The organism is Streptomyces sp. NPDC014991 (assembly GCF_043080665.1).
GTDB lineage: Bacteria > Actinomycetota > Actinomycetes > Streptomycetales > Streptomycetaceae > Streptomyces.
In genome coordinates this window covers 129,370-145,006 of the sequence record NZ_JBIBVY010000010.1, presented here as the reverse complement: position 1 = coordinate 145,006, position 15,637 = coordinate 129,370, and the positions used below count along the sequence as shown (strand labels likewise).

Here is a 15,637-nt window from a genome sequence, read left to right as displayed (position 1 = left end):
TCACTGCCTCCAGTCGGACTCAAGCTCGTCGATCTCGTCCTGGAGGAGGTCCACCAGGGACAGGTCGGATGGGGTGGCGGGAGCGGTGTCCGGGCCGGGTGCGGCCCCGGTCAGCGCGTCGAGCGCCTCCCACCACAGGTCGGTCAGGGCCGCGATCTCCGGCTCGTCGAACAGGGCCCCGGGCCAGGAGAAGGTGGCCGTCAGCCGCGGGCCGTCGGGGGCGTCGTGGACGATCGCGTTCAGTTCCAGGGCGTGCGCGAACGGCATGCCGGGATCGGTGGGCGCGACGGTCACCCGTTCCGGTGCCGCCCCCCAGGTGGTGGCACCGGCGCCGCCGGTGCGCACCCGGCCCAGGTAGTTGAAGGCGATCTGCGGGCTGTGTCCTGCGGTCAGCAGCGGCGCGGTTCTCGGGTTGAGGTGGCGCAGCAGGCCGTAGCCGATGCCCTTGCCGGGCAGGGCACGCACCTGCTCGCCGATCCGGGCGAGCGCACCGGCGAGGGCGTCGGGATCGGCGGTCTGGTGCCAGCGGATGCCGGGGTCGAGACGCAGGGGGTGCATGGCGGTGAACCAGCCGACGGTGCGGGACAGGTCCACGTCGGCGTCGTCGCCGTCGCGGCCGTGTCCCTCGCGGTGGATCAGTACGGGGCTGCCGCCGCCGGTGCCGCGACGGCGCCGCCACTCGGCGAGGGCCAGCGCGAAGCCGGTGAGCAGCGCCTCCTCGGCACCGGTGGCGAGCAGGGCCTCGGTTCGCTCGGGCGGCAGCTCGGCGGTGTGCCGGCGGGCGGTGCCCTTGGTGTGCTGGTCCGGGTCCAGCGGCTGTGCGGCCAGCCGCGGGTCGGGGGCGGCGGTGAGTCCCTCCCACAGGGCGAGCTGGGCCTCGACCGCCGCGGAGGTGGCCCGTTCGGCGAGCCGGTGCGCCCAGGTGCGCAGCGAGGTGCCCACCGGCTGCGGGGCGGTGTCGCGGCCGGCGGCGCGGTCGAGCCACGTCTCCATCAGGTCGGGGACCAGGATCCGCCATGACACCCCGTCGACGACGAGGTGATGGGCCATCAGCAGCAGGCGCCCGTCGTGTGCGTCACCGGCGTCGAACCAGACGACGCGGACCACGTCGCCCTTGTCGGGGTCCAGGGAGCGCCGGGCGTCCTCGGCGGTGTGCGTCAGGTGCGCCTCCAGGTCCGCCTCGGGCAGGTCGCGGATGTCGACGCGGAGCACGTGCCGGGTGGCGTCGGCGACCTCGGCGGCGGGGATCTCCAGCCGCCAGGGGCCGTCCGCGGTGCGGTCCAAGCGGGCGCGCAGCGCGTCGTGCCGCTCCAGCAGTGCCTGGACGGCCTCGGTCAGCGACCGCTCCGTCAGGCCCGCGGGGACCCGCAGCAGGACGGACTGGTTGAACCCCTCGACGGGGCCGCCCAGTTCACGCAGCCACTCCATGATCGGGGTGGCCGGTACCTGCCCGCTGCCGTCGTCGTCCCCGGCGGTGCGACCGCCCGCCGCGGCGGCCTGGGCGGCCGCCCCGGCCAGCGTGGCCACCGTCTGGCACTGGAAGACGTCGCGCGGGGTGAGATCGAGACCGGCCTGCCGGGCACGGCTGACGAGCTGGATGGAAACGATGCTGTCGCCGCCGAGCGCGAAGAAGTTGTCGTCGACGCTGACGTCGGGGACGCCGAGCAGGTCGGAGAAGAGCCCGCACAGCAGCCGTTCGCGTGCGTCGCTCGGTGCCCGGCCCCCGGTGGCGGACCGGTCCGGAGCGGGCAGGGCCCTGCGGTCGAGCTTGCCGGTGCCGGTCAGCGGCAGGGAGTCCAGCAGGACGAAGGCGGCGGGCACCATGTAGTCGGGCAGCAGGGCGGCCACGTGGGCCCGCAGTTCGGCCGGGGCGGGCCGGTCACCGGGGGTGGGCACCACGTAGGCGACGAGCCGGCGGTCGCCGGGGAGGTCCTCCCGAACGGTCACGACCGCCTGGGCGGTGCCCGGGAAGGCGGCGACGGCGTGCTCCACCTCCCGCGGTTCTATGCGGAAGCCGCGGATCTTGACCTGGTCGTCGGTGCGGCCGACGAACTCCAGCTCGCCGTCGGCGTTCCAGCGGACCCGGTCGCCGGTGCGGTACATCCGCGAGCCGGCCGGGCCGTGGGGATCGGCGACGAACCGCTCGGCGGTCAGGGCGGGCCGGTCGGTGTAGCCGCGGGCCAGTCCCTCGCCGGCGACGTGCAGTTCGCCGACGACGCCGTCCGGTACGGGCCGCAGCCGCTCGTCGAGGACGTAGACGCGGGTGTTGTCCAGCGGGCGGCCGATGGGCACGGTACCGCGGGCCAGATCGCGTTCGGTGAGGGTGTGGTGGACCACGCACAGCGTGGCCTCGGTGGGCCCGTAGCTGTTGGTGATCCGGGCGGCCGGGGCGTGGGTGAGGACCCTGCGGACGCTCGTCGCGGCCGGGGTGTCGCCGCCGACGCAGATGTCGCGCAGGTGCCGGAAGCTCTCCGCGTGGTGCTCGGCGAGCAGCCGGAACAGGCCTTCGCTGAACAGGCCGACCGTCACGCGGTGGGCGGTCATGGTGCGGGCCAGGGCCGCGAGGTCGGTGGCGTCCGCGTCGCACGCGACGATCCGGCCGCCGTTGAGCAGCGGGCCCCACAGCTCGTAGGTCGACGCGTCGAACGTGGTGGGTGAGTGGAACAGCACGCGGTCCTCGGGACCGTGGCCCCAGTACCGGTCCCGGGCCAACCCGGCCACCGAGCGGTGGGTGACCGCGACGCCCTTGGGCTCGCCGGTGGATCCGGAGGTGTACATGATGTAGGCGAGGGCGTCCGCACGGACGGCGGGCCGCTGCCGTGTCGCACCCTCCGCGTCCGTGTCGGCGCCCGCGCCGTCGGCGAGGTCTTCGACCAGGACGAGCGGTACGGCGCCCCCGGGGACCAGCGGCGCGGCGGCGCGGTCGGTGACGACGGCCACGGCCGCGGTGTCCGCCAGGATGCGCCGCAGCCGCACCTCGGGGCTGCGGGCGTCCAGTGGCACGTACACGGCCCCCGCCTTCGCCACGGCCACGGCGGCCACGACGTGGTCCGATCGGCGGCTCAGCAGCAGTGCCACCCTGTCCTCCGGAAGCACGCCGCGCGCGGCCAGTGCGCCGGCGAGCGCCTCGGCGCGTGCGTCGAGCTGTGCGTAGGTGAGCGTGAGGTCCTCGCTCTGCACGGCCGGGGCGTCGGGGGCGCCGGCGACCCGCTCGGCGAACAGCTCGGGGAGGGAGGCCTCCGGCCGGACGCAGTCGGTGTGGTTGCGCTCGGTGAGCAGTGTGTGCAGTTCTTCGCCGGCCAGCACGGGCAGGTCTCCGATGGCGCGGTCGGGCTCGGCCACGGCGGCGGTGAGCAGCCGGGTCAGCCGGGCCGCGAGCGTCTCGGCGGTGGCGGTGTCGAAGAGGTCCGTGGCGTACTCGATCTGCCCGGCGATGCCGTCCGGCCGGCCGTCCTCGGTGCGCCGCTCCCACAGGCTGACGGAGAGGTCGAACTTGGCCACGGGGGCCTCGGCGGACTCCACCCGCACCGGCAGTCCGTCCAGTTCGGCGCGGGGCCGGTCGCTGATCGCGTTGTGCAGCACCAGCATGACCTGGAACAGAGGGTGCCGGGCGAGCGAGCGCGCCGGGTTGATCTCCTCCACCAGGCGCTCGAACGGCAGGTCCTGGTGGGTGTAGGCGGCGAGGTCGGTCTCCCGGACCCGGGCCAGCAGCTCCCGGAAGGTCGGGTCGCCGCCGGTGTCGGTGCGCAGCACCAGGGTGTTGACGAAGAAACCGACCAGGTCGTCCAGGGCGTCGTCGGTGCGGCCCGCGATCGGGGTGCCGAGCGGGATGTCGGTGCCGGCGCCGAGCCGGGTCAGCAGCGCGGCGAGCGCGGCCTGCAGCACCATGAAGACGCTGACCCCGCTGCTCCTGGCCAGCTCCGCGAGCGCGGTGTGGGCCCCGGCGTCCAGGGCGAGGGGCACGTTCGCGCCGCGGTAGCCGGCCACCTCCGGGCGCGGCCGGTCCGTGGGCAGGTCCAGTTCCTCGGGCAGTCCGGTGAGCGTCTCGGTCCAGTAGGCCAGCTGGCGGGCCAGCGGGCTGTCCGGGTCGTGCGGGTCCCCCATGACCTCCTGCTGCCACAGCGCGTAGTCGGCGTACTGCACCGGCAGCGGACGCCAGTCGGGCGCGGCGCCCCGGACCCGGGCGGTGTAGGCGCGACCGAGGTCGCGCAGGAACGGACCGACCGACCAGCCGTCCGTGGCGATGTGGTGCATGACCAGCACGAGGACGGTCTCGCCGGTCTCGCCGGTCTCGCCGGTCAGCAGCCGGGCTCGCAGCGGTGGTTCGCGGACCAGATCGAAGCCGCGGGTGACGGTCTCGCGGACCGCCTCGGCCAGGCCGCCGGGCTGAATCTCGGTCTCCTCCAGCACGGGCGCGCCCTCGACCGGTCCGAGGACACGCTGCCAGGGCACTCCGTCCCGCTCGGGGAACACCGTGCGCAGGCTCTCGTGCCGGGTGACGAGATCGCGCAGCGCCTCCCGCAGCGCGGCCCGGTCGGGGGTACCGCCGATGCGCAGCACCAGCGGGACGTTGTAGGTGGCGTCCCCCGCGCCTTCCAGCCGGTTGAGGAACCACAGGCGGCGCTGGGCGTAGGAGAGGGTGACGCGCTCGGTGCGCGGGGCGGGCACCAGCGGCGGGCGGTCGTCCTGGACCGAGGCCAGGCGGGCGGCGATGCCCGCGACGGTGGGGGCGTCGAACAGCGCCTTGATGCCGAGACGGGCGCCCAAGGTGGTGGCGATACGGCTGAGCAGACGCATGGCGAGCAGCGAGTGGCCGCCCAGGGCGAAGAAGTCGTCGTCGATCCCTACTGGTCCGGTCCCCAGGATGTCGGCGAACAGGCCGCAGAGGATCTCCTCCTCCGGCGTGCGCGGGGCGCGGCTGACCGGGCCGGACGGGGCGGCCGGGTCCGGCAGCGCGGCGCGGTCGACCTTGCCGTTCGCCGTCATGGGCAGCCGGTCGAGGACCACCACGGCGGACGGCACCAGATGGGCGGGCAGCCGGGCGGCCGCGTGGGCGCGCAGCCGCTCGGCGTCGCCGTGGGCGGCCTCGGCGGCGACGTAGGCGACCAGCCGCCGGTCGCCCGGCTGGTCCTCACGGACCAGGCAGACGGCTTGGGACACCCCCGGCGCGGTCAGCAGGTGCGCCTCGACCTCGCCCGGTTCGATGCGATAGCCGCGCACCTTGACCTGGTGGTCGGCGCGGCCGACGTACTGCAGGACGCCGGCGCGGGTCCAGCGGACGCGGTCGCCGGTGCGGTACATCCGGGACCCGGCCGGGCCGAACGGGTCGGCCACGAACCGCTCACCGGTGAGCGCGGGCCGGCCGAGGTAACCGCGGGCCACGCCGGTGCCCGCGACGTACAGCTCGCCGGTGACGCCGTCCGGCACGGGGTGGAGACGTGTGTCCAGGACGTAGACCCGGGTGTTGGTCATGGGCCGGCCGAGCGGCACCGGTCCGGCCGGGAGCGCGGCGCCCGCCGGGACGCGGTGGTCCAGGCAGCCGACCGTCGTCTCGGTGGGGCCGTAATGGTTGACGACCTCGACACCGGCGTGGCGTTCGCGCCAGGCGGCGAGCTGCTCGGCGTGCAGGGCCTCGCCGCCGACCACCAGCTGGGCGGTGGGTGAGCAGGCCTCGTCCAGCTCCAGCAGGATCGGCAGGTGACTGGGTGTCACCTTGGCGAAGGTGACACCGCCCGGTACCCGCAGGTGCTCGTCCAGGTCGGCGACGTACAGGCAGCCACCGGCCAGCAGCGTGCCGTACAGGGTGGTCAGGCCCAGGTCGAAGGAGAGCGGCGAGTGCAGCAGGGTGCGGCCGGCCAGGCCCGGGTAGCGGCCCGCGCAGTACGTGGCGTACTCGGCGATGGCGCGCTGCTCGACCACCACGCCCTTGGGGGTGCCGGTGGAGCCCGAGGTGTAGATCACGTAGGCGGCGGCGTCCGGTGTGAGCGGGGCACCGCGCTCGGCGTCGGTGAGCGGGCCGGTGGACAGGTGGGCGAGTTCGGCCTCGGTGTCCGGGTCGTCCAGGACGACGGTGTCACCGGGCCGGTCGGCGAGGTGTGCGGCCGTCTCCAGGGTGTCCCGCAGGGTGAGCACCAGGGCGGGGCGGGCGTCGGCGAGGAGGGTGCCGACGCGTTCGCCGGGCTGGTCGGGGTCGAGCGGCAGGTAGGCGGCCCCGGCCTTGCCGGCCGCGAGCATCGCGACGACCGCCTCGGCCGAGCGCGGCAGCGCCAGCGCCACCGTGGCCCCGGCACCCGCTCCCCTCGCCAGCAGCAGCCGGGCCAGCCGGTTGGCACGCTCGTCGAGCTGCGCGTAGGTGAGTTCCCGCGCGCCGCAGACCACGGCCGGCGCGTCGGGCGAGGCGGCCGCACGCTGCTCGAAGAGCTGGGCGAGCGTGTGCCGGCAGACGTCCGCGGCGGTGTCGTTGCGCCGCCGCAGGACCGCGTCCCGCTCGGTGGCGGACAGCAGCTCCAGTTCCGCCAGGCGCCGGTGCGGCTCGGCCAGCGCGGCCTTCAGCAGGCGGACGAAGCGGGTGGTCAGGGAGGCGACGGTGGCGTGGTCGAACAGGTCGGCCGAGTAACCGGCCGCGGCGGTGATCCCGGCCGGCTCACCCTGCTCGCCGAACTGTTCGGCGACGCTGAGGAGCAGGTCGAACTTGGCCAGGTCGGGGTCCTGCTGGACGAACTCGGCGGTGAGGCCGGGCAGGTCGGCCACCGGACGCCCGAGGTTCTGCAGCACGAGCTTGGTCTGGAACAGCGGGTGCCGGCCGGCCGAGCGCGCCGGATTGAGCGCTTCCACCAGTCGTTCGAACGGCAGGTCCTGGTGGTCGAAGGCGTCGATGTCGGCGCGCCGGACCCGGGCGAGCAGTTCACGGAAGGTCGGGTCGCCGGAGGTGTCGGTGCGCAGCACCAGGGAGTTGACGAAGAACCCGACGAGATCGCGGAGGGCGTCGTCGTCCCGGCCGAAGACCGACCCGCCGATGACGATGTCCTCGCCCGCTCCGACCCGGGTGAGCAGCGCGGCGAGCGTGGCGTGCAGGACCATGAACGGCGTGACGCCGTGCTCGCGGGCCGTCCGCAGGACGTCCCGGTGGGTGGGGGCGTCGATCTCGAAGGGGACCAGGCCGCCGGCGTTGCCGCTCTCGCGCGGCCGGGGGCGGTCGGTGGGCAGCGCGAGTTCCTCCGGCAGGTCCGCCAGGGCGCTCCGCCAGTGGGCGAGCTGCCGGGACAGCACGCTGTCGGGGTCGTCCTCGCTGCCCAGCCGCTCGTGCAGCCGCAGCGCGTGGTCGGCGTACTGGACGGGCAGCGGAGCCCGGTCGGGGGTACGGCCGTCCAGCGCGGCACGGTAGGCGTCGGACAGGTCGCGCAGCAGCGGTGCGGTCGACCAGCCGTCGCTGGCGATGTGGTGCACGACGAGCACCAGAACGTGCTCCTCGCGGCTGCGTACCAGCAGGCCGGCGCGCAACGGCGGTTCCGTGGCCAGGTCGAAGCCGCGCCCGGTCAGGGAGGCGATCAGGGCCGTCTCGTCCCGGCCGGCGGCGTCGATCACGTCCAGGCGGGGGATTGCCTGCCGCGTCGGCAGGACGACCTGGTGCGGGGTGCCCTCGGCCTCGGGGAAGACGGTGCGCAGGGTTTCGTGCCGGTCCGTCAGGGCGGCGAGGGCCGCCTCCAGGGCACGCCGGTCGAGGCTGCCGGTGAGGCGGACGACCAGCGGGATGTTGTAGGAGGCGTCGGCGGGGTCGAGCCGGTTGATGAACCACAGGCCGCGCTGGGCGGGAGAGAGGGGCAGCACGTCGGGGCGGGGACGCGGGGCGAGGATCGCGCGCGCGGCCGGGCGCTGACCGAGTGCCGCCGCGAGGCCGGCGGGGGTGGGGTTGCGGAAGACGGTGGCGACGGTGACGTCCGTGTCCAGGACCGCACGAATCCTCGCGACCAGGCGGGTGGCGAGCAGCGAGTGGCCGCCGAGCTGGAAGAAGTCGTCGTCGGCGCCGACCCGTTCCGCGCCGAGGAGGTCGGCGAAGAGCCCGCACAGGATTTCCTCCTGTGCCGTGGCCGGCGCCCGGCCGGCAGCAGCGGTGAGATCGGGTACGGGCAGGGCCTTGCGGTCCACCTTGCCGTTCGCCGTCAGCGGCATCGACGCCGGCGCCGTCCAGGCGGTGGGGACCATGTGTTCGGGCAGCACCCGGGAGACCGCCTCCCGGACGGTCTCGGCGTCGGCCCCGCCGACCAGATGGGCCACCAGCCGGCCGTCCACGACGGTGGCCGCCGCGTCGGTGACGCCGGGCACCTCGCGCAGCCGGGCCTCGATCTCGCCCAGCTCGACCCGCTGACCGCGGATCTTCACCTGGGCGTCGCGACGGCCGAGGAACTCCAGCTGCCCGTCGGGCAGCCGGCGCACCCGGTCCCCCGTCCGGTACAGGCGCGTGCCGTCCCCGGCGAACGGGTCCGCCACGAACGCACCGGCGGTGCGACCGGGGTCGCCCAGGTAGCCGCGACCGACGCCCGCGCCGGCGACGTACAGGTCCCCGGGCACGCCCGCCGGGACCGGCCGCAGCCGGTCGTCCAGCACGTACAGGCGCGTGTTGCGCACGGCCCGGCCGATCGGCGAGGTGACCCGCCGTGCTCCGGCCGTCTCGGCGGTGATCACGGCGTGCGTGACGTCGTCCGAGCATTCGGTGGGGCCGTAGGCGTTGACCACCGGCACCTCGGGGAACCGGGCGAACCAACGGCGGCACAGCTCGGCGGGCAGTTCCTCACCGGTGACCACCAGCCACCGCAGCGCGGGCAGTCCGGGCAGTTCCGCGCCCTCGTCCCAGGCATCCAGCGTGGCCCGCAGCAGGGACGGCACGACCTCGAGGACGGTCACCGCGTCCCGGCCGGCCACCCGGAACAGGCCGACCGCGTCCGTCGCCAGCTCCTGCCCCACGGCGACCACACGACCGCCGACCACCAGCGCCGCGAGCATCTGCCACACCGAGACGTCGAACGTCAGCGGTGCGTTCTGCACCACCACGTCCCGCCCGTCCAGGTCCAGGTCGTCGACCTTGGCCAGCAGGTGGTTGTTCATTCCCCGGTGGTGCACCATCGCGCCCTTGGGGCGCCCGGTGGAACCGGAGGTGAACAGCACGTACGCCAGGCGGTCGCCGGCGGCCGGTACCGGAACCGCCGTCCCGTGTCCGGGCAGTTCACCGTCGAGCGCGACCGGTACGGCCGTGCCCGCCTCGGCGGCCACCGCGGCCGAACGTGCCTCGAGGCCCGGCCCGGCCAGCACCAGCCGCGCCCCGGCGTCCGCCACCAGCCGGGCGGAACGCCCCACCGGGGAACGGGTGTCCAACGGCAGGTACACGGCACCCGCGGCGAGGATGCCCAGCAGCGACGCCACCGCCCACCGGCCGCGCTCCGCGAGCACCGCCACCACCGGCTCCGGCTCACCGCTGACCTTGGCCACGCGGCCGGCGATCCGGTCGATGAGGACGAGCAGTTCGGCGTACGTCACCCGGCCGTCGTCGTCCGACACGGCGACCGCGTCCGGCCGGCGCGCAGCCGTTTCACGCACGCGCCGGACCACGTCGGTCAGCGTCTCCCCGGCCGCCGTGGCGTTCCAGTCCAGCAGACACCGCCGCAGTTCCCCTTCGGTGAGCAGCGGTACGTCGCCCACCCGCAGTTCCGCGTCCGCCGCGAACGCGGTCAGCAGCCGCGCGAAGCGGTCCAGCAGGTCCTGGGCGGTGCCGGCCTCGAAGGCGTCGGCCCGGTACTCCAGTGCGAGGAGGATCCCGTCGGGGGCACCGTCGGCGGTGTGGTGCTCGCGGACGGTGAAGGACAGGTCGAACTTGGCCGTGGAGTTGGGGACATCCATGAGACCCAGGCGCAGGCCGGCCGGGGCGGGCAGCGGGCGGCGGCCGCCGTCCGGAGACAACATCACCTGGAAGAGCGGGTGCCGGGAGGCGGACCGGACGGGGTTCAGGGCCTCCACCAGGCGCTCGAACGGCACGTCCTGGTGGGCGAAGGCGGCCACGTCGCACTCGCGCACCCGGCCGAGCAGCTCGGTGAAGGAGGGATTGCCGGACGTGTCGGTGCGCAGCACCAGCGTGTTGTTGAAGAAGCCGACGAGCGGTTGCAGCGCCTCGTCGTCGCGCCCGGCGACGGGGGCACCGAGCACGATGTCGTCCCCGGCGCCGACGCGGGAGAGCAGAACGGCGAGCGCGGCCTGGAGCACCATGAAGGGGGTGGCCGCGGCGGAGCGGGCCAGTGCGGTGACGCGGGCGTGCGTGTCCGGGTCCAGACGTGTGGTCAGGGTGCGGGCCGGGGGCGCGCTCGCGGTGGCCGCGGGAAGGCGGTCGAAGGGCAGGTCGAGGTGGTCGGGCAGGCCCGCCAGCCGGTCCTGCCAGTAGGCGAGCTGGCGCACGGCCGCCTCCGACGGCGCGTCCTCGTCACCGAGCAGGCGCCGCTGCCAGACGGCGTAGTCGGCGTAGGTCACCGGGAGCGGGGCGAGTTCGGGCGTACGGCCCGCGGTACGGGCGGCGTAGGCGGTGAACAGGTCGTGCAGCAGGGGCGCCACGGACTCGCCGTCGGCGGCGATGTGGTGCAGCAGGAGCAGCAGGACGTGGCGCTGCGGGGCGAGCGTGAACAGGGTGACGCGCAGCGGGGTCTCGGTGGCGAGGTCGAAGGGGCGGGCGGCCTCCTCGTCCAGCAGTGCGGGCAGTTCGGCCGCGGTCGCGGCCCGGCGCCGTACGGCGGGCCCGCTGCCGGGGGCCGTGATGTCCTGACGGGGCGTGCCGTCGTGGTCGGGGTAGACCGTCCGCAGGACTTCGTGCCGGTCGGTGAGGTCGGTGAGGGCAGCCGTGAGCGCGTCGGGTTGCAGGTCACCGTCGAGGGTCACGACGAGCGGAATGTGGTACGCGCTGCTCGGTCCCTCCAGGCGGTGCAGGAACCACAGGCGCCGCTGGGCGGCGGAGAGTGCGCGATCGCCGTCGTGCGGCACCGCCGTCAGCGCCGGGCGTGCGTCCGGGGCCGTGGCGAGCCGCTCGGCCAGACGCCGGGCGGTGGGCGCCTTGAACAGAACGTCCACACCGCACTCGACACCCAGCTCGGCGCGGATACGTGGGGTGAGGCGGGCGGCCAGCAGGGAGTGGCCCCCCAGGGTGAAGAAGTCGTCGTCGAGCCCGACCCGTGCGGCGCCCAGCGCCTCGGCGAACAGGGCGCACAGGCGCTCCTCGCGCGGGGTGCGCGGCGGGGCGTAGGGGGTGGCCCGCCCGCCGGCCGTCTCGTCGGCGGGCGCCGGCAGGGCCTTGCGGTCGGTCTTGCCGTTCGGGGTGACGGGGATGGCGTCGAGGACGGTGAGCGTGGCGGGCACCAGGTAGCCGGGGAGCCGGTCGGCCAGCGCGGCGCGGACGGCGGCGAGGTCGATGCCGTGGCCGTCGGCGGGCACGACGTACCCGGCCAGGGCGGGCACGCCGGTCGGGTCGGGGCGTACCGCCACGGCGGCCTGGGCGACCGTGTCCAGGTCGCGCAGGGCGGCCTCCGTCTCGCCGGGCTCGACGCGGTAGCCGCGGATCTTCACCTGTTCGTCGGCCCGGCCGACGAACTCCAGCACGCCGTCGGGGCGTTGCCGCACCAGGTCGCCGGTGCGGTACATCCGCTCGCCCGGCAGCCCGTGGGGGTCGGCCACGAAGCGCTCACCGGTGAGCGCCGGGCGGCCGAGGTAGCCGCGGGCCAGAGAGGCTCCCGCCACGTAGAGTTCCCCGGTCACCCCGGGGGGCACCGGCTGCAGGGCGGCGTCCAGGACGTAGCCGCGGCTGCCGGTGACGGCGCGGCCGATGGGGGGTTCGCCGTCGCCGCAGAGGGGCTCACTGATGGTGGCGCATACCGTGGTCTCGGTGGGGCCGTAGCCGTTGAGGAAGAGCCGCCCCGCCGACCACCGCGCGGCGAGATCGCCGGAGCAGGCCTCGCCCGCGACCAGAATCGCCATGTCCGCGGGCAGGTCACCGGCGGGGTCCATCACGGCGAGGGAGGACGGCGGCAGGATCGCGTGGGTCACCCCGGCCTCCCGGGTGAACGCGGCCAGCGCCTCACCCGGCATCAGGCGCTCGGCGGGCGCCAGGACGAAGGAGGCACCAGCCAGCAGGCCCATGCACAGCTCGGGGACCATGGCGTCGAAGCCCAGCGAGGCGAACTGCAGCACACGGCTGCCGGGCCGTACCCGCATCCGCTCGACGAAGGTCTCCGCGAGGTGAGGGACACCGCGGTGGGTGACCACGACACCCTTGGGCCGGCCGGTGGAACCGGAGGTGTAGATGACGTACGCCGGGTGGTCCACCGTGAGCGGGGTGGTGCGCTCGGCGTCCGTGAGGTCGCCGCCCGGCCCGCCGGCGAGTGCGGCGGCCACGTCCGGGTCGTCGAGCACGAGCACCGCTGCCGCGTCGGCGGACGCGCCGGCGAGGGGCGCGGTGCCGGAGTGCGCCAGGACGCAGGCCGGCCCGGCGTCACCGAGGACATGGTCGATCCGCGCCTGGGGGTAGCCGGGGTCCAGCGGCAGGTAGGCGGCGCCCGACTTCAGGACGCCGAGCACGGCCACGACCAGGTCGGCCGAGCGCGGGAGCAACAGGGCGACCCGGTCCTCGGGGCCGATGCCGCGGGCGGTGAGGTGCCGGGCCAGCCGGTTGGCCCGGCGGTTGAGTTCGCCGTAGTCGAGCACCGTGTCGCCGAAGCGGACGGCCGGGGCGTGGGGGAAGCGGGCGGCGGTCCGCTCGAACAGGGCGGGGAAGGTGGCCGTGGGGCCGGCGGTGAGGGGCTCGGCGGGGGGTATGACGAGACCGCGTTCGGCGTCGTCGAGGAGGCCGATGCGGCCGACGGGAGTGTCGGGGTGCTCCAGGGCACGTGCCACGCGGCCCAGGAACCGGACGTAGCGGTCCTGGTGCGCGGCCAGTTCACCGGCGTCGTACAGCTCGGGGTGGACGTCGAAGTCCACGCGGATCGGGCTGCCGTCGGAGCGGTCGTACACCGAGATCGCGAGATCCTCGATGAGCCGCAGCGACATGTTGCGCGCGTCCGCGCGGTGGCCGGCGAAGCGGATGTCGTAGGAGAAGGGGACGACGTTGAGCAGCGGCCCGAAGAACCGCCGGTGGTCGTGGCCGAGGCCGAGGTCGCGGCGCAGGTCCTCGCCGCGGTAGCGCTGGTGCGGCACCAGCTCGCGCAGGGCGGTCCGGGTGCGCTGCAGCAGTTCGCCGACGGTGGTGGCGGAGTCGACGGCCACCCGCAGCGGCAGCACGTTGGCGACCATGCCGGGCGCCTTGCGGACCTCGTCGTGGGTACGCGCGGTGACCGGCAGGCCGGCGACCACGTCACCGAGGCCGGTCAGGCGGTGCAGGTAGGCCATGGTTGCGGCGACGACGATCCGGGAGCGGGCGACGCCGATCCGCTCGGCCGCCGCGGTCAGAGCGCCCTGCACGTCCTCGGGCAGCAAGGCGGTGCGGCGGACGAACTCGGCGGTCGGCGTCAGCGGGCGCGTGGAGAGCGCCACCGGTTCGGGCCGGTCGGCGAAACGGTCGTTCCAGTGGGCGCGGTCCTCGTCGAAGGCGGCGGAGGCGCGGTAGGCCGCGTCGTCGTCGAGCAGGACGCGCACGGAGGCGAACGGTGACGGCTCGGGGTCGGTGCCCTCGGCCAGGGCCGTGTACAGGTGCGCGGCACGGCGGACCAGGAGGGAGGCGCCGACGCCGTCCAGCAGGATGTGGTGGTAGGCGTGGTACCAGAACCACCGGTCCTCACCGGCCCGGAACAGGGCCTGGGTGAACAGCGGGGAGCGGGTGAGGTCCACACGCCGGCGCAGATCGCGGCCCATCCACTCCTCGGCGGCCCGCCGGGGATCGGCGGCCGCGGAGACGTCGAGTACGTGCAGGGTCCATTCGGGTGCCGGACCGACCGTCTGCCGGGGGCCCTCGTCGGTGTCCAGGAACCGCACGTGCAGCGCGTCAGCCTCGTCGACGAGGCGCCGCAGCGCCCGCTCGAAAAGCTGCGGGTCGACCGCGCCGTGAATCTCCAGGTATTCCGCGGCGCGGAAGATCGGGCTGTCCGGGTCCACCTGCTGCGCGAACCACACCCCTGCCTGGGCGCCGGTCAGAGGAAATATCTGCGCACCGTCGACGAAAGACTGAGATCGCTCCATGACTCCTCGTCAAATTCACCCGGGAAATGCGGCGGCCACCGACGACAGGCGCTCTTCGCCGCCGCGGTCAGTTCACATGGATCGGCCCGCTTGCCATGTCGGAGACTAGGCGCGGCCGCATCGTCCCGCCTGGACGGCCGCTGGACGAGGAGCTGCCTCTGCCCCTACGGACACCGTCCGCCCCGGAAGAATGGGGCCTGCCATCGGACACCATGAGGCAGCGTCATTCGCTTGGTTCCCGGCCCGATCGCTGCCCCGGCACGAGGAGAGCTGACATGTCGACCGCCCCGCCGGTGAGCCGGGAATTCACGGACACCGGACTCATGGAAGAAATAGCGGTTCGCGACGAGTTGCTGCACCGCGTCGAGCTGCGCCTGAAAGATTTCCTGGACGGTGAACGCCGATTGTGGGAGTCCCTCAATCCGGACTCCGTCGAACTCATCGAGTCCGTCGCCCGCATGGTCGGCAGCGGCGGGAAGCGGCTGCGCCCCGCGTTCTGCGTGGCCGGTTATCTGGCCGCCGGCGGTGACCCGGACGGCGAGGACATCGTGAACGTCGCCGCGGCGCTGGAGCTGCTGCACAGCTTCGCGCTGCTGCACGACGACGTGATGGACGAGGCCGAGCTGCGCCGCGGCACGTCGACGGCGCAGATCACCCATGCCGCGCTGCACGCGGAGCGCGGCTGGCGCGGCACACCCCGGCGGTACGGCGAGAGCGTCGCCGTCCTGGCCGGTGACCTCGCCCTGGTGTACGCGGAGCGGCTCCTGGCGGGCTGTCCGCAGCGGGTGCGGCCGGTGTGGGGCGAGCTGTGCACGGAACTGCTGATCGGCCAGTTCCTGGATGTCCGGGCGGCGGCCCAGTTCGCCCCCGATGCCGAGCTGTCCAGCTGGATCGCGCTGTTCAAGTCCGGCCGGTACACCGTCTTCCGTCCGCTGGCCATGGGGGCGCGGCTGGCCGGTGCGGACGGCCTGCTGGCACCCTTCGAGACCTACGGGCTCGCGGTGGGCGAGGCGTTCCAGCTGCGCGATGATCTGCTGGACGCCTTCGGCAGCTCCGCGGCCACCGGAAAGCCGGCCCGCCTGGACTTCAAGCAGCACAAGATGACGCTGCTGATGTCGCTGGCCCTGCAGACGGTGCCCGAGGTGCGGGAACTGGTCGGTGACGACCTGGCCTCCGCCGATCCGGACGCGCTCCACGACCTGCTGCTGCGGACCGGGGTCCGCGACCGGGTGGAGTCGGTCATCACGGAGCGGCTGACCGCCGCCGAGGAGGCGCTGCGCGGGACGGTGCGCCCGACCTGGGCGGAGGGTCTGCGGCGGATGGCCGCACAGGCCGTGTACCGCGACCGGTAACCGAGAGGACCGAAGGGAATCGCGGAACGCGGAGAGGGGGGAGGCCGGCGGGGGGGGGCGGCCCCCCCGCGCCCCCCCCCAAACACGTC

The 15,637-nt window shown here is 74.6% G+C and carries 2 protein-coding genes; one reads left to right on the top strand and one right to left on the bottom strand.

Going from position 1 to position 15,637, the window contains the following annotated elements:
• Positions 1 to 14,196 (bottom strand): amino acid adenylation domain-containing protein, encoded by a 14,196-nt coding sequence (locus ACF1BE_RS17875; protein ID WP_392199972.1) that lies wholly within the window; start codon positions 14,194 to 14,196, stop codon positions 1 to 3.
• Positions 14,197 to 14,471: 275 nt separating this feature from the next.
• Here ACF1BE_RS17875 and ACF1BE_RS17870 point away from each other — a divergent pair, with 275 nt between their 5' ends.
• Positions 14,472 to 15,548: a polyprenyl synthetase family protein gene (locus tag ACF1BE_RS17870; protein WP_392199971.1), complete on the top strand. Its 1,077-nt coding sequence runs from the start codon at positions 14,472 to 14,474 to the stop codon at positions 15,546 to 15,548.
• Positions 15,549 to 15,637 lie beyond the last annotated feature (89 nt).